The sequence below is a fragment of the Clostridium sp. HBUAS56010 genome, assembly GCF_007115105.1.
Lineage (GTDB): Bacteria > Bacillota > Clostridia > Lachnospirales > Lachnospiraceae > Lacrimispora.
On the sequence record NZ_SULJ01000001.1, the window covers coordinates 543,368 to 560,175 of the forward strand.

Annotated in this window: 15 protein-coding genes; all 15 read right to left on the reverse strand. The window is 42.8% G+C overall.

The genetic code is table 11. The features are described from left to right. Positions 1 to 50: 50 nt before the first annotated feature. The 15 genes from ilvC to FAY33_RS02695 all read right to left on the reverse strand — a co-directional run bounded on the left by ilvC (position 51) and on the right by FAY33_RS02695 (position 16,808). On the reverse strand, positions 51 to 1,061 hold the full coding sequence (gene ilvC / locus FAY33_RS02625) for a ketol-acid reductoisomerase (protein ID WP_143319199.1): 1,011 nt from the start codon (positions 1,059 to 1,061) through the stop codon (positions 51 to 53). Positions 1,062 to 1,170: 109 nt separating this feature from the next. Then, entirely contained in the window at positions 1,171 to 1,671 is a 501-nt protein-coding gene (gene ilvN / locus FAY33_RS02630) for an acetolactate synthase small subunit (protein ID WP_143319200.1), read from the reverse strand. A gap of 99 nt (positions 1,672 to 1,770) precedes the next feature. Continuing rightward, entirely contained in the window at positions 1,771 to 2,376 is a 606-nt protein-coding gene (locus tag FAY33_RS02635; protein WP_143319201.1) for a metallophosphoesterase, read from the reverse strand. Positions 2,377 to 2,380: 4 nt separating this feature from the next. Next, positions 2,381 to 4,339 carry a BMP family ABC transporter substrate-binding protein gene (locus FAY33_RS02640; protein WP_143319202.1) on the reverse strand — a complete coding sequence of 653 codons (1,959 nt, stop codon included), beginning with the start codon at positions 4,337 to 4,339 and terminating at the stop codon, positions 2,381 to 2,383. Positions 4,340 to 4,394: 55 nt separating this feature from the next. Beyond that, positions 4,395 to 4,856 (reverse strand): SsrA-binding protein SmpB, encoded by a 462-nt coding sequence (smpB, locus tag FAY33_RS02645; RefSeq protein WP_143319203.1) that lies wholly within the window; start codon positions 4,854 to 4,856, stop codon positions 4,395 to 4,397. Positions 4,857 to 4,967: 111 nt separating this feature from the next. Beyond that, positions 4,968 to 6,194 (reverse strand): Zn-dependent hydrolase, encoded by a 1,227-nt coding sequence (locus FAY33_RS02650; RefSeq protein ID WP_143319204.1) that lies wholly within the window; start codon positions 6,192 to 6,194, stop codon positions 4,968 to 4,970. A 24-nt stretch (positions 6,195 to 6,218) separates the two neighbouring features. Further along, positions 6,219 to 7,724, reverse strand: a complete 1,506-nt coding sequence (preA, locus tag FAY33_RS02655) for an NAD-dependent dihydropyrimidine dehydrogenase subunit PreA (RefSeq protein WP_143319205.1) — start codon at positions 7,722 to 7,724, stop codon at positions 6,219 to 6,221. A gap of 16 nt (positions 7,725 to 7,740) precedes the next feature. Then, the gene (gene hydA, locus FAY33_RS02660; RefSeq protein ID WP_143319206.1) at positions 7,741 to 9,108 is read right to left on the reverse strand and encodes a dihydropyrimidinase; all 1,368 of its coding nucleotides are present in this window, start codon (positions 9,106 to 9,108) and stop codon (positions 7,741 to 7,743) included. Positions 9,109 to 9,131: 23 nt separating this feature from the next. Next, positions 9,132 to 10,301: an ABC transporter substrate-binding protein gene (locus FAY33_RS02665; RefSeq protein WP_185967465.1), complete on the reverse strand. Its 1,170-nt coding sequence runs from the start codon at positions 10,299 to 10,301 to the stop codon at positions 9,132 to 9,134. A gap of 28 nt (positions 10,302 to 10,329) precedes the next feature. Beyond that, the gene (locus FAY33_RS02670) at positions 10,330 to 11,139 is read right to left on the reverse strand and encodes an ABC transporter permease subunit (RefSeq protein ID WP_143319207.1); all 810 of its coding nucleotides are present in this window, start codon (positions 11,137 to 11,139) and stop codon (positions 10,330 to 10,332) included. An 11-nt stretch (positions 11,140 to 11,150) separates the two neighbouring features. Next, the gene (locus FAY33_RS02675; RefSeq protein WP_143319208.1) at positions 11,151 to 11,966 is read right to left on the reverse strand and encodes an ABC transporter permease subunit; all 816 of its coding nucleotides are present in this window, start codon (positions 11,964 to 11,966) and stop codon (positions 11,151 to 11,153) included. 2 nt (positions 11,967 to 11,968) lie between these two features. Beyond that, entirely contained in the window at positions 11,969 to 12,778 is an 810-nt protein-coding gene (locus FAY33_RS02680) for an ABC transporter ATP-binding protein (protein ID WP_143319585.1), read from the reverse strand. A 112-nt stretch (positions 12,779 to 12,890) separates the two neighbouring features. Further along, complete coding sequence (locus FAY33_RS02685; protein WP_143319209.1) at positions 12,891 to 14,042, reverse strand: iron-containing alcohol dehydrogenase; 1,152 nt, start codon at positions 14,040 to 14,042, stop codon at positions 12,891 to 12,893. A gap of 18 nt (positions 14,043 to 14,060) precedes the next feature. Further along, positions 14,061 to 15,386, reverse strand: a complete 1,326-nt coding sequence (locus FAY33_RS02690; RefSeq protein WP_143319210.1) for an aminotransferase class III-fold pyridoxal phosphate-dependent enzyme — start codon at positions 15,384 to 15,386, stop codon at positions 14,061 to 14,063. 261 nt (positions 15,387 to 15,647) lie between these two features. Next, a complete protein-coding gene (locus FAY33_RS02695; protein ID WP_143319211.1) occupies positions 15,648 to 16,808 on the reverse strand; it encodes a PucR family transcriptional regulator in 1,161 nt (386 codons plus the stop codon).

Here is a 16,808-nt window from a genome sequence, read left to right on the forward strand (position 1 = left end):
CCGGATAATTCATCCAGTCTCCTGCTTTTTATTTTCTATCTCCGATGAAATTAGTTATCAATCAGCTTGCCGCCATCATTCCAGCTATAAAGCTTACGAAGTTCAGCGCCAACTTCCTCTAATTTATGAGATGCTTCTTTGTTTCTCATGGCATGGAAATGAGTTCCGCCAACCTGATTCTCTAATAACCAGTCTTTTGCAAATGTACCATCCTGAATATCAGTCAGTACCTGCTTCATGGCTTTCTTTGTCTCGTCTGTGATGATCTTTGGTCCTGTGATGTAATCACCGTACTCAGCAGTGTTGGAAATAGAATATCTCATTCCTGCAAATCCGCTTTCAAAGATTAAGTCAACGATCAGTTTCATCTCATGAATACATTCAAAGTAAGCATTCTCTGGTGCATAACCAGCTTCAACAAGTGTCTCAAAACCAGCTTTCATAAGAGCACATACACCGCCGCATAACACTGCCTGCTCTCCAAAAAGATCTGTCTCTGTCTCCACTTTAAAGGTAGTCTCTAAAACACCTGCTCTGGCACCGCCTAAAGCTAACGCATATGCAAGGGCTTTGTCGTTTGCCTTACCAGTATAATCCTGATGAACAGCAACCAGACAAGGGGTTCCTCTGCCCACTAAATACTCGTTCCGTACTGTATGTCCAGGTGCTTTTGGTGCGATCATGGTAACGTCAACATTCTTTGGTGGAATAATCTGTCCAAAGTGAATTGCGAAACCATGAGCAAACATCAGCATATCCCCGTCTTTTAAGTTTGGCTCAATGGATTCCTTGTAAAGAGCAGCCTGCTTCTCATCGTTGATGAGGATCATGATGATATCGGCTCTCTTTGCTGCTTCTGCTGCAGTATAAACGGTTAATCCCTGTGCTTCAGCCTTAGCCCAGGAACTGCTTCCCTCGTAAAGTCCAACAATGACATCGCATCCGGACTCCTTTAAATTAAGCGCATGGGCATGACCCTGGCTACCGTATCCAATTACTGCTATGGTCTTACCTTCCAATAAAGATAAGTTGCAGTCTTCCTGATAGTAAATCTTTGCCATCTTTTTATTTCCTCCTCAATCAATTGACTCGTAATGTATTTTGTTAAAGGAACCATGCCGACGACTCTCTGTCCGCCTTTGGCAATACCTCTAGCCAGCAAAATTGCAGTTATGGCAGAACACGAATGTCGCCAGACCCTCTTGATAAACCGGTCAGACCGGTTCGGGCCAATTCTAAAATCTCATAATCTTCAAGCAGGTTAATGAGCGCATCAAGCTTTGACTGATCCCCTGTGAGCATAACGGTTAAAGAATCTTTCCCCACATCCACAATGGTTGCTCTGAATATATCAGCAATCGCACTTACGGCCTGACGTTGTCCGGAATTAGCACGGACCTTGACCAAAATCAGTTCTCTGAATACAGAACTGCCTGGCTTTAATTCTTTTATGTCCCTGACATCTTCTAATTTCCTCAGTTGCTTTTCAATCTGGTCTAATATCTCCTGATCGCCGATGGACACCACTGTCATTCTGGAATATCTCTCATCCGCGGTCACACCTACTGTCAGACTTTCGATATTATAGCCACGGCGGCTGAATAATCCAGCTACCCTGCTTAATACGCCAGAGGTGTTATCAACCAACAATGATAATACGATTCTTTCCATCCTTATCCCTGCCTTTTTGTATAGTGATTTTAATAATAACAATGGTTGTTCTATTTGTCAATTAAATAAAAGGAATGTGTATTATAATTTAAAGTTATATCATACACAGGTGGGATAATCAATGATGTAATATTCATAAGCATTGATTACAGTTGTCTCCCCATATCGGTCTTCCCGCTTAAACCCCTTCCCATAATTGGCATGAACATGACCATGAAGAAAATACTGGGGCGCATACTTATCCAGCAGATCCTTAAAGCAGGAAAATCCTGTATGAGGCAGATCAGGCAGATCGTTAAGCAGATAAGCCGGCGCATGGGTGACCAGAATATCAAATCCTTTATTCTTTTTGATCTTCCACCACATCCGGCGGATTCTCTGCTCCATCTTCCGTTCTGTGAACTGATTGGGCGCATCCGGTATGTATTCCATGGAACCTCCCAGTCCCATGATCCGCACTCCGTTAAAGGTGACAATGTTGTCTTCAATGCAGACACAGCCTTCCGGCGGACAGTGGGAGTACTGGCAATCATGGTTTCCACGGACATAAAACACCGGAGCGCGGGAAAATGTAGCAAAAAATGACAAATATTCCGCTCTTAAATCTCCGCACGAAATGATTAAATCAATGTCTTTGATCTTTTCCGGTGCAAAGAAATCATACAGTGACTTGGACTCCTGATCAGCCAATACCAGAATTTTCACGCTCTTACTCCTCCATATCTATTTTCTCGTAAATTGCCTGGCCCTGGAGACGTACCAGAGACCGTGCTTCTTCTGTAAGTTCTTCATAGTCAGGGATTTTACCGACTACGTTTTCTGCCAGCCAGTTCATGGTTGTAATCTCTTCGGGAGTCAGACTCTCTCCTTCTTTGCAAGGAACTTTTCCAGTCTGGGAATAAATGGTTCCAACAAAGGGCTGAAAACTCCCTGCACAGATAGAGTGCTTTAAGAAATTAAGCAAACGTCTGGTTCCATGAGGAAGACTATTGGAACAAATAACATCAATCACATCTGCCGACATTCCCCACCAGTAATTAATTGCCTGTTTTCCCTTCAACTCCTTCCGGTCAGAAGCACCATGACAGGTAATATTCACCATCTTTTCATAGAACTTTCCCCAATGGCACAAAGGTGATGCCAGATTTTTTAAAGAGCCGTCCGGAAGCTTCTGATGAAGCCCGAATTCTCTGCTGGGGGTCTTTGGGGTGATCATATCATCACCAGATATAAATGTAATTCCTTCCTTCTCAAGTTCTTCATGAGGATCACGGTTCTTGACTCTGGACCACTCTAAATGAACAAGTGAATAGGGATTGATCATCTTTGCTCCAAGGGCAAAGGCGTTGATGTTGGCAATGGTGCCGTAGATGGGATAATCTGCTATATATCCCAGCTTGTCATCTCTTGACATGGAGGCAGCCAATGCGCCCATAAGGAACTTGGATTCATACATTCTTCCATAATAGGTACAGATAGAAGAATAGGACATATTCACAGAACAGTTAAATATCTTTACTTCCGGGTGGTCAATGGCGGTCTTTACCGATTGGTTAATCATGGTGGAGGCTGTTGTAAAGATCATATTACAACCTGCTTCCAATGCTTCTTTTAAAGCCTTTTCCGTCTCTTCCTTCGAATCTGCATGAAAAAACGCCATGGTCTGTAATTTATGGTCAAATGCCTGCTCCAGGTACATTCTTCCCAGTTCGTGTCCATAGGTCCAGCTTGAAGTTTCCGCTGACTTGGCATGAATAAAACCAATCTTTAACATATGAGGTTCAATCATCTGGAAAGGAAGAAGCCAGTTTATAATCTTTAAAGGACCGTTCTCCCCTATCTCCTCTGCGTCTTCCGGCTGGTCAAGCAAAGCGATCTTATTCCCTCTGGAAGCAAGAAGCAGCTCATCCTTAATCTTAACAAGATCCCTTTTCATCTGTCTCTCTACCCGGTCTTTTACCGTCCGGTATCCAAACAGTTCCACATATATAAGGAAGGCATCGGAACAGGTCATGTCATAATCATCACCGCCAAAGGCGTGAAATGCCTTGGAAAAGCGATCATAGGAGGACTTAAACACAATTCTGTCCTCGTCGCCCCACTGCTCCCCTGGCTGCTTATTCATTGCCTTTATAAGCTTGTCATAGCTTCCCTCTTTGCTGAACCAGATATCAATATTAAAGGACACCTGATAAAAGTCCAGGAATTCATAATACAGCCGGTTGTTTAAATCATCCGTTCTTCTCGGAATCAGACGGATTACAGAAGCCGCAATGCTGAATGCCCCCACATACTTCAACACGCTGACCCGCTTATTGCCTTCCTGCACATAATACTGATTCATGAACTCATAGACAGCAATGGGATCATGAATTCCTTCTTCAATCTGATGATCGTAAAGGTATGCCCATTTCGCGCCAAATTCTGACTTTTCAGAAAGCAGCGGCATGAAATTATTGGCAAAAGCACTGGTTCTGCCTTCTGTCTTTGTCCCCACAATCTTCTCAAGCGGAATATCCATAATTCCAAGATTCACTTCTGAAACAATATCCGTATAAGACAAAATATCTTCAAGAACCGGAAGATACGGATATTCCCCCTTTGCTACAGAAGCCTGATACTGCCTGCGCCCTCTTCTTACAGCCCCCACATAATCATATAGTGCCATCCGCTCGCTTCTCCTCTCCTTCGTCACTGCGGTTTCTTGTGAAAATGCTTATTAATTACAGATTTCTTACTTTAAATTCCCGTTCCAGTTCTCTCTTCTGATCCTTTTTGGCAATGTCCTCCCGTTTGTCATAGAGTTTCTTTCCTCTTGCAAGTCCGATTTCTACTTTGACAAGACTTCCCTTAAAATACACCTGGAGCGGTACCAGAGTGTAACCTTTTTGTGCAATCTTTGCATCCAGCTTGCCAATCTCTGCCTTGTGCAGCAAAAGCTTTCTCACCCGCAAGGGATCCTTGTTAAAAATGTTGCCTTTTTCATAAGGGCTGACGTTCATACCATAGACATAAACTTCTCCCTTTTCAATCTTTATAAAAGATTCCTTCACGCTGCATTTTCCCATGCGCATGGACTTTACTTCTGTACCAGCCAGCTCCACACCGGCTTCGTACTTTTCATCAATGAAATAATCATGATATGCCTTTTTATTGTTGGCTATGAGTTTTATTCGTTCTCCCAAATCAATAACCTCCGTTGTTACGTTTCATATATGATACTACATTGTTTATTCTAAGTAAAGGTCTAATGGCGAAAAAGGAAACTGCCCCTAAGGGAGTTTCCTCTTCTATTCTTACTGCCTGTCAATATGTAAAATTGTATTTAACAGTACATTTGCCCCTTTCAGGCAGTTCTCCACAGGTGTGTATTCAATCTCACAATGGCTGTGTCCTCCCACACTTGGTACAAAGATCATGGTAGTTGGAATGAGATCAATAACAAACTGGGCATCATGACCGGGACCGCTGTAGATTCTCCGGTTGGAATAGCCGCATCCCTGAGCACTCTTTTCCACGTAATCAACCAGCTCTGAGGTAAAGCTTACGGTCTTTCTCGCCCAGGCTTCTTCGTAGGTTACCTTACATTGTTCCACTGTACCTGGAATCTTTTTGATGACTGCAAGCACCTGTTTGATCACTTCCGGGTCCTGGTGTCTGGCATCCAGGGTGAATCGGACTTCATCCGGAATAATGGTGTGAATGTTGGGATGTGCAGAGATCTTACCTGTGGTATACACCAGCTTGCCATCTAGCTGATCCAGTTCATCATGAAGATACTGAATGGTCTTTACAGCTGCGTAAAGGGCATCTTTACGGTATTTCATGGGCGTGGTCCCTGCATGGCCTGCCTGACCGGTAAAGGTAAACTCATAATTGATCATTCCACAGACCCCTTCTACAATCCCAATGTCAATTCCCTCTGATTCCAGGACCGGACCCTGTTCAATGTGAAGTTCCACAAAAGCTTTGGCACTTGAAGAACTCAAACGGTTTTCTTCTTTTCCTTTAAATCCGCTTTGGTCAAGAGCCTCAGAAAACGTATATCCAGGAAGGTCTTTTGCTTCGGAAGCCAGCATGGCAGCTTTGTCAAACTTTCCGCAGATGACACCGGAGGACATCATAGCCGGTTCAAACCTTGCTCCTTCTTCATTGGTCCAGACCATTACAGTAATCGGATGTCGATGAGGAATGTTCTCTTTTACAATGGTTTCTGCCACTTCCATTGCGGTTAAAACACCTAAAATCCCGTCATAATTCCCTCCCTGACGGACAGAATCCATATGGGAGCCGGAGTAAATAGCAGGAAGATTTTCTGTTCCCGGAATGGTTGCGTAGATATTTGCCATATCATCCGTAACCACAGAAGCTCCAATGGCTTCCATGCGTTTCACAAATTCTTTTCTTGCGGCAACTGCTTCCTCTGATAAAGAAAATCTGGTAATCCCACCATTTCCCGTGTCACCAAACTGACCAAAGGTTTTAATTTTATCTTCCATTCTATCATAATTACACTGAATCATCTTCTCTTCCTCCTTGAACACAGATTATTTTTTCTTTTTCACTCTGGCACCTGGTGAAATTGCATTTGCAGGGCATACCAAAGCACAAAGATGACAGCCCACACACTTTTTCCCATCCATCACAGGCTGCCCGGTTTTCTCATCCTGCCTTAATGCCTGATGCCCGCCATCATAGCAGGACAGATAACATCTTCCGCATCCAATACATTTTTTACGGTCGAATTTAGGATAACATATGGAATCCCGGTCCAGTTCATCGGTTGGTATGGTGTGGACAAGAGATTTTCCTACAATCTCGCTGATACTTTTATAACCATGGGAACTTAAATAATGTTTCATCCCTTCAATCATGTCCTCAATAATGCGGTATCCATATTGCATGACTGATGTGGTCACCTGAATGTTCTCACAGCCAAGAGCCATAAATTCAAAGGCATCCCTCCAGGTTTCAATTCCTCCCATTCCGCTGATGGGAATGCTGGTAAGCCCTTTGTGGGTCTTCATGGAATGAATGAAACGGAGCGCAATGGGTTTAACGGCTTTTCCTGAATATCCGCCCACGCTGGTTTTTCCTGCTACAAAAGGTCCCGATACAAAAGTATCTGTATCAACATTCATAATGCTTTTAATAGTGTTGATGGCAGCAATTCCATCCGCTCCTGCTTCTACTGCGGCGAGTGCAGGAATCTCCATATTACCAATATTCGGCGTCATCTTTGCCAGAACCGGCAGATGAGTTCCTCTTTTCACAGCCCTGGTATAAGCAGCCACCAGTTCCGGATTCTGTCCCACATCGGATCCCAGCCCGTCTGCTGCCATGTGAGGGCAGGAGAAATTACATTCGATCATATCCGCTCCAGCTTCCGTAACAGCTTTTGCAAGATAAGTCCACTCTTCTTCGGTCTGCCCCATGATGGACGCAACAAAGATTTTGGTTTTATAGTCTCTTTTCAAATCCCGGATAAAGGAAAGGTTCTCTTCTAATGTGTGATCGGAAATCTGTTCTATATTTTTAAATCCCACAAAAGGAACGGCTTCTTTCTTCATTGCGTCAAATCTAGGTGAGACTTCATTCGGCACAAAGACTCCGATGGTTTTAAATGCCACACCAGCCCATCCCATATCAAATGCTTTCGCCACCATCTCATAATTACTTCCTACCACAGAAGAGGACAAAAAGAATGGATTTTCACAAGGTATTCCGCAGAAATCAATGGAAAGATCCACCTCAGCCAGATCTTCTTTTTCATAGGAAGCAATCTTTTCAAATATTCCTTTCACCGGCACCGGATTGCTGATCTTTCCTTTCAGACAGGCAGACATACAAGGCGTATCTTCACATGTTTGGCACGGGAGTTCTTCCGGCTGGCGGTTTGCCGCTCCTGTTTTATTCTCAAACCGGTAGGAACGAATGATTTTATCCACTTCCAGTTCATATGGGCATGCCTTCCTGCAAGGTGCCTCATTGCATAAAAGGCACCCTCCAGTCTCCTCTAATAAGGAAGTTTCTTTATATAATAACTGATTCATATGATCACTCCAGACTCTATTTTTGCGGTTTTCGTTTTACATAGGTTCCAAATCCCGGAGTTCCTACAAATTCCCCATTGTCATATACCAGATGTCCTCTTACATACGTCTGCACCGGATATCCGTGTACCTTGATTCCTTCCCATATGGTGTGGTCGCAGTCTGAGTGCATGTTATCTGCGGAAATGGTCACATCCTTATCCGGGTCATAAATAACAATATCTGCATCCTTTCCAACGGTCAAAGAACCCTTTTCGCTGCATCCAAAGATCTTTGCGGGATTGGCGGCACAAAGTTCAACAGCCCGGTTAAAGCTGATTTTGCCTTCATTGGCTTTGGACAGCATATATGGATATAAATTCTCGATTCCTGCACAGCCGTTTGGAATCTTTGTAAAATCATCTTTTCCCCAATCTTTTTCATAACTCTGGAATGGGCAGTGATCGGTTGCTACTGTATCAATGCTCCCATCCATAATTGCTTTCCAAAGAGCGTCCTGGCTTTCCTGCGCCTTAATCGGAGGAGAACATACGAAATTGCGTCCGTCTTCTCTTTTATAGACATCACTGGTGAACTCCAGATACTGAGGGCAGGTTTCAATATAGATCGGATGCCCTTCCCGCTTTGCAGCAACGGCTGCCTCTAAACCTTCTTTATTTGCCATATGGACGATGTAGAGAGGTGCTTCCACAGACTTTGCCCAATGTACGGCACGTTTATCTGCCTCTGCTTCCACATACTCTGGTCTGCTTAAATAGTGATACCAGGCAGAGGTTTTGCCTTCTGCAAGAAACTGCTCAATGTTTAAATCAATCACATCGGGGTTTTCCGCATGAATGTTGGTAATGGCTCCTGTTTCCTTTGCTTTTCTTAATATACGGACCAGGGTTCCGTCATCGACCATCATGCCTTCTTTTTTGTATACAAGGAAACATTTAAAACTGGTGATTCCGTAATCCACAGCCGCTTCAAACTCATCTAAAATAGTTCCTCCATTCAGATCGGTAATACAGCAGTGAAACGCATAATCCACACACGCCTCGGGATCGCATATGTTTTTTCGTTCCTCAACCGTTTCCACAAGCCCTTTTCCTTTTCTCTGGATGGGATAATCAAAAACTGTGGTTACTCCGCCGCATGCCGCTGCCCTGGTTCCGGATAAATAACCGTCTGAGGAAACTGTTCCGCCAAAAGGCATTGCCAGATGGGTATGAACATCAATGGCTCCAGGTAAAACCATTTTCCCGGATGCATCTATTACTCGTTCTGCTTCTATTGTCAGATTAGTTCCAATACATTGAATTTTTCCGTCTTTTACTGCAATATCACCTGTAAATGTCTCTTCCGGTGTTACAATTGTTCCATTCTTAATCAGTAAATCCATTCTTTTTCCTCCTTGACGTTCTGTTATTGATTTACTTTATATACAAGGACTAATCCAGATCTCTGATATACCTGGGCTACTGCAATCAAATCCATTCCTCCGGCATTGGCTGCAATCAGGTTGGCATCCCAGGTTACTCCAAAATCAACCTGACCAGAATTAACTGCAGTTGTTTCTCCAATGTCTCCGCCGCCTGGTGTAATGGTTACATTTAATCCGGCATCTTTATAATATCCTTTGGCTTCTGCCACATAATATCCCATAAACTGTGCCTGAGGCAGCCATTTTAACTGAATGGATATATCTGTTTTTTCCGGTGCTCCCAGTTCTTCCCCGCTCATGGCAGCTTTCCAATAGGAGGTATCCCTGAAATCATCCAAAGTTAAGGTCTGTAACTTCTGTGCTGCTGCACTGTCATCTAATTTGATGTACTGTTTTGCCAGATCAAGGGTCTGCTGGAATGCTTCTTCATCCATGTTGCCAAGGTCTGTTACTTTGTTTCCTTTTGTATCCGTTTCCACCAGCTTTACAACTTCTTCTGCCATATAAGCCTGATGGTCACTGGATACTGAAGAACCTGCATGAAATACGATCTCTGCCGCTTCTTCCGGATTGGCACAGGCATATTCCCAACCCTTCATGGAAGCACGGACAAAGGCTTTTACGGTGTTTGGATTTGCCTCTGCAAATTCTCTTGTGGTAAAGATGTTATCTTCCAGCATGGCTACGCCTTCATCATTCATATCAATGGTCTTGACCGAATCTCCGTAAGCATATCCGCCTTTGTAAGTATTTTTTACAAGGCCCAGCTCATTAAAAGTCATTGCAGAAGCCAGCAAGATGGAGTCATCATCAAAACCGTCCATATCAAATGCCTGACTTAAAAATGATGTATCCTGCCCATATTTGGTCAAAAGAGCCTGAACTTCATATTCATTTCCAAGTCCCCAGTTTCCTATCTTTCCTTTGCTTGCAGCATCGGCAATCACTTCCTGTGCTGTGGCATCTGCCAGATAATATTCTCCGCCTGTTTCTGTTTTTGGTGCGGCGGCTTCTTTTGATGTTGTGCTTTCTGCTGCCGAAGTTTCCTGAACGGTTTCACTTTCTTTGTTTCCTGCACAACCCGTTACTGCTGCAGTGGTAAGGGCAAGAGTTACTGCCATTGCGGTTAAAGTTTTTGTCTGTTTTTTCATAAATGATTCCTCCTCATATTGGTTGTGACTATTTTCTTCCTTTCAGCAAAGCACTTTCTGCTGCAAGCAATATTCCATACAAAATGATTCCCATGGCACATGCCACCACAATGTAGGCCCAGGCTGTTGCATATTGGGCAAGCACAATGTTTTCACGGATCTGTCTGCCTACTCCAATGATAAATTCAGCAAAATATTCGCTGACTAAAGCACTGATGATGCTGGCTGGTACACTGACTCTCAAAGCTACAAATATATAGGGAACACTGTTTGGAATCCTCAATTTTAAAAACACCGTTGTTTTCCCTGCCGCATAACTCTTCATCAAATCCAGGGAAAATGGTTTTAATTCATTCAGCCCTCTGTATGCGTTGATGCACATGGCTGCGGTACAGGTGATGGTAACTACAATCATTTTTGCTAACATACTTCTTATGTTGGCATCTTTGCTGAAATCCTTTGTTAAATTGTTTAAAATCGGAGCAATTGCAATGATGGGAACTGCACTGACTGCAGAAGCAATGCTAAGACCTCCTGCTCCCCATTTTGGAAAAAATGTTGCAATAGCACCCAACAGATATCCAAAAACAGAACCAAATAATAATCCTCCCATGGCTACAATCATGGTTGCCTGCACATTCTTCCAGACAGCCGGACCATTATCCATAACAATCCGAAGGATTCTGCCAGGTAAAGGAAGGGTAAATGTGTCTGCTCCGATTATTTTGTGTAAAATCTGTGTCTGCCAGAAAATCAGCAAAAGGATACCGAACAGCACAGGATAGAGCACTGTTTTTGCAGACTGTTTATCCCATTTAAAATGTCTTTTTCTCTTCATGTCCTCTCCTTCTACTTTTTCTTCTTTTTCTTATAGGGGGATATGGTCTGTTCCAATAACACCATAACGTAAAAACTTGCAATTCCTATTACTGCACTTAAAAATACAATCTGCCAGAATATATAAATAGTTGTGGCGTGTTTTAAAGACTGGGACAGTGCAGTTCCAAGTCCAGCTCCGCCCTGAAGGGTATCCACAAGAATGGCGGCTGTAATTGCCATTGGTGCAGAGATCTTCAATCCGGTAAAGAAATAAGGCAGGGAAGACGGAATTAACAACTTCCGGTATATCTCATATCTGCTTGCTGCAAGGGAATACATCAGTTCATGTTTTTCCTTTGCAACGGACTGAAATCCGGCTAAGGTATTGGTTGCCACCGGATAAAAAGTTAAGATGGCGGCAATGATGATCCTGCTTTTGTCAATATCTTTGGTGATGGCAAGAACAATTGGTGCCATACCAAGAATGGGAATCATCTGGATCATCATCAGATAAGGAAATAAAATCTTTTCAAGCGGTAAGAATAAACTCATGAGAAGGGCAAGTAAAAATCCTGCTCCTGCTCCTATGACAAAACCAGTTCCTGCCCTTAAAAGCGTGATTCCTGCATTGCTTAACACCATCTGAAAGGCAGTCTGGGTTCCATTTACCTTCTGTGTATCAAAGACCGAATCCAGAATCTGATACAGGTGGGGGAGCACATTCTCAGGAGTTCGTTTGGTTCCCTCTATTACGGCTGCGCCTATTTCCCATACAACAATAAGTCCAATCACCCAAACAAGGGTTACCATGTATCTGGAGGACAGTATCTTTTTCATCTGAGTCATACTTATACCCCCTCAAAGCTGTTTCGAACCTTAGATACGAGAGCATTAAATTCCGGAGTTTCCTTCATTTCAACAGGTCTTGGTCTTGGAAGGTCAATATCCACAACTGCCGATACACGGCCAGGGTGCGGGGAAAGGACCACCACACGGTCTGAGAGATAAACCGCTTCCTGAATATTGTGGGTTACAAATAAAATGGTCTTATTGGTCTTCTGCCAGATCCGGAGTAAATCTTCGTGAAGCTTTTCTTTTGTAAATTCATCCAGCGCGGAAAATGGTTCATCCATTAACAGAATCTCAGGACGAATTGCAAGAGCCCTTGCAATGTTGACTCTCTGCTGCATTCCACCGCTTAATTCGTGAGGGTACTTTTCTCCAAATTCCATAAGCCCTACCAGTTCAAGCATCTTCGTAACTCTTTTTGTTCTGTCTTTTTTTGGCATGCCCAGAAGCTCCATAGGCATACACACATTTCTGCGGACCGTTCTCCACTCATACAGAACCGGTGACTGGAACACAATTCCGTACTTTTTTTGCAGGCGGATCTCCCTGGGCGTCAAACCACGAACTGAAATGGTTCCAGATGTCTTTTCCTGTAAATCGGCAATGGTTCTAAGCAGGGTGGTCTTTCCACAGCCTGATGGTCCAAGAAGGGAAATAAATTCTCCCTGTTTGATCTCCAGATTCACATTGCTTAAAGCCACAATCGGTTCTCCCCCGTCTTTATCCGGGAATTTTACACTCAGATTTTCTATCTTAATCTCTGTTTCCCTTGGAAGAGAGGCATCTCTTTCTTTAAATTCTTCATCCATGATTTCTGCATTCATCATTTTAATCCTCCTGTTATGCAAACAAGGACGTAAAGCTTTTGCCTTACGCCCTTGTAAGTTTTGAAATATTTGTAGGAAGTCTTATGATCTAAATCTAAAACAAACTACCGTATATGGTTAATATATCTTCTTTTGATATCTCTTTTCTGGAATTAGAAGGACTTCCGCTTGCCATTGCGTCCTCTGCCATCTTTTCTGCAACAGCTAAAAATTCTTCTTTTTTAATTCCATATTCATAAAGCGTTGGGATCCCGCACCGGTTGCAAAGCTGATCCAATGCCTGTAAAAAAGCTTCACTGGCTTCCTTTTCTCCCATGCTCTTGTCACACACACCAATCGCCTTTGCCATCTCTGAAAACCGGTCATAACAGCCATCGGTCACATAAGATAAGCATTTGGTAATGAGCATGGCGTTTGATATTCCATGGGGAACATGGAATAATGCACCAATTGGACGGCTCATTCCGTGAACCAGGGTTACAGACGCATTGTTAATACACACGCCGGCTTCAAAGGCGGCTATTGACATCTCTTCCCTCGCCTTTGAATCACTTCCTTGCTCATAAGCCAGAGGCAAATACTGAAAAATACGTTTCATTGCAGATAAGGCAAAGAGATCGGTCAAAGGATTTGCCTTTTTGGAGATGTATGACTCCACCGCATGGGTCAGCGCATCCATACCTGTTGCTGCGGTAATGCTCTTTGGAGCCGTCCGCGTAAATTCCGGATCAATGATTGCCACCTGGGGAAGCAGATCTTCTCCCTTTAAAAGCATTTTTATCCCTTTTTCCTTATCCGTAATAATCGTGAATTTCGTTGTCTCGGAACCAGTTCCTGCTGTGGTTGGGATCAGAACCAGAGGAGGAAATTCCCCGGTGATTTCTTTTCCCATATAATCTGCGATGGAACCCTCTAGTACTGCCATGGCCGCAATTGCCTTGGCACTATCCAAAGGACTTCCTCCGCCGATTCCAATCAAGAAATCACATCCGGACTCCTGATATTCCTTTACTCCTGCAAGTATCATCTCATCCGTAGGTTCACCAGTAATATCATTAAATATCTTATATTCCACGTTCCACTGGTCCAGATAATTGGTGAGGATTGATACGGTTCCCATCTTTGTAACTATTTTTCCTGTTACAATAAACGCTTTCTTTCCCAGTTTTTTTATTGCTTCTTCACTGCTCTTTAGCGCATTGTCACCAAGAATGGTTCTTCCTGGTAGTGTAAATTGAGCTGCCATCCTCCACCTCTTTCCGGATTATAAAAATTCCTTATCTACGATTGCCAGTACCTCTTCCACTTTGACCAGTCCTTCTTCCAACTGCTCTTTTGTGATGATTAACGGGGGTGCAATCAAAATCATATTTTCGTGGGTATAAGTCATAAATTTCCGTTCTTTTAAAAGGCCAAGAATCTTTCCCATAATTCCTTCCGGATCCTTTCCGTAAGGTACCAGTGCCTCTTTTGTTTCCTTGCTCTTTACCAGCTCAATGGCAGAAAAGAGTCCAATATAACGAACATCTCCCACACAGGCATAGGTTTTTTTCATATCTTCCAGCCTTTTTCCAAGAATCTGTCCCACACGGTTTACATTTCCTAAAATATCCGCTTCTTCATAGTAGTCGATACACGCAACACCTGCTGCGCAGGAAAGTGGGTGACCGCTGTATGTAAGTCCGCAGGATAATAAATTCTCATCAAAGTAGGAAGCAATTTCCTTGCTGACTGCCACTCCTCCAAGAGGAACGTATCCACAAGTAACACCTTTTGCAAATGTCACAATGTCCGGCTTGATATCAAAGTGTTCAAAAGCAAACATCTTTCCTGTTCTGCACCAGCCGGTCATAACTTCGTCACAAATCATTAAAATACCATATTGATCGCAAAGTGCCCGGACACCTGGTAAATATCCTTTTGGAGGAATGATGATTCCGTTCGAACCTGTAATGGTTTCCAGAACAATCGCTGCAATGGTATTGCCGCCTTCATACTGAATCTGTTCCTCTAATTTTGCCAGATAGTAGGCAGTTGCCTGTTCCTCTGAGTCAAACTCAACAGCTTCCCGGTAAACATATGGATCAAAAAATTTAACAAATCCAGGAACTCCAGGTTCCAGAGTATATCTTCTCGGTTCACCAGTTAAATTACCTGCTCCAAATGATGATCCGTGATAACTTCTGTAACGGCTGAAAACTTTATTTTTTCCGGTAAACATTCTTGCAATCTTTACCGCATTTTCATTGGATTCCGCTCCTGCATTGGTAAAGAATACTTTTCCCATGTTATCCGGCATCAGCTCAATGATCTTTTTGGCAAGTTTCGCTCTGGATTCTGCCCCGTAAGACGGTCCTACAAAACAATACTGGTCAACCTGATCTTTAATTGCCTGCCCAATCGCCTTGTTTCCAAAACCCAGATTCATGTTCACAAGCTGGGAAGACATATCGCTGTAGCGGTTCCCTTCATAATCCCAGAAATAAATGCCATCTGCTTTTTCTACTGGAATTGGATTTAAATTCTTTTGTTTGCTCCAGGACTGCAAGTTATATTCTTTTAATGTACTTTTGATTTCTTCACCATTCATGATCATTTCCTCCTACAAAAAAAGCAGCGGACCGATGGCTTTATAGCATCGTCGCTGCACTTGTTATTGATATGAGAAGTAAAATACGATTTGTTCCCGCTGTATTTCCTTCTGTCTTTGACATGGTAGTATTATAATCACATCAAACCAGGAAATGCAACCAGCAAGTGAACAAACATAATTGTGCAATCGCACAACCAATCGCCTTTTTCATGGAGTTGAGCGTTCCTGCAAATGGGATAATTTGGGCATAAACCCATATCAGAGAATATCTCCAATATAAAACCCCAGATAGAACTTCACCTTGTCCTCTAATTCCAGAGGGTTGAAACCTGTAATCTTCTCAATTCTCTTTAACTGATTGGTTACGGTATTGCGGTGAATGTACAATTTTTCTGATACCAGTTGAAGACTCCCGTTGTTCTCCAAATAAGTTTTCAACAGAATCGTCAGTTCTGTTTTATTCTCTCTGTCATATGCCTCCAGCAAACCAATGGTATCATTGTAAAAACTTCTTAACAAAGTTTTTTCCTTTACTCCATACAGTATTTTGTATACACTTAACCGATCGTAATAAAGAACCGCATCCTTCTGTTTTTCCGCCATTTCCATGGCTGAAATGGAACGTTCAAAATTCTGCTCCTGGTTATAGATTCCAGGCTGATTGGAGCTGATTCCCATATGAATCATGGTGTCATTTTTTTCTTTTTTACCAAATTCCAGAAAATCTCTTACAAAGCTCTCAATCTCTTCATCTGTATAATCCACCAGCACAAATACAAGGTTCTCCTGATAGGTAAAGGAAATAAATAATTCATGAATCTTCCTTGCAAGTTTTTCGGCATATATGGTCAGCCGTTCTAAATATTCTTCAAAATGTACTTCTTCTCTTTTCTCTGCCAGTACGCTGATGAAACAGAAAGAAGAATTTCTTTTATAACCATAACGCTCCATCTGAAGAATCTGGGACTCTAAATCGCCAACGTGAAAAATAATATTCTTAATGGTGGTTGCCATACTGTTTTCCACATTGTCGTTCATCATAATCCGCCGGCAGAAATCCCTTGTCATATCAACCATCCTGGTCTCCCAGGGAATGGTAAACAGAGGCATATTTATTTCATCGCAGTAAGCGGCAACTTCTTTTGGAATCTCTTTTGTATGAGGACCTAGATTCACCACAAATGCACTGACTCCTGAGGCATGAAGTTTTTTCGCAAACTCCAGCAGCCAGTCCTCTGACTGGTTTAGAATTCCGGCTGTAAACACCAGCTCATAACCATGCAAAAAAGGGCTGACTGCATCGTCTTCAATGATATGAACCCACTGAACCAGGTTATTCATCCCATTCCTTCCGGCAACCAATTCCATCTTATATAAGAAATATGCGTTCTTTACTAACTTTTTTACAACGATTGCCAT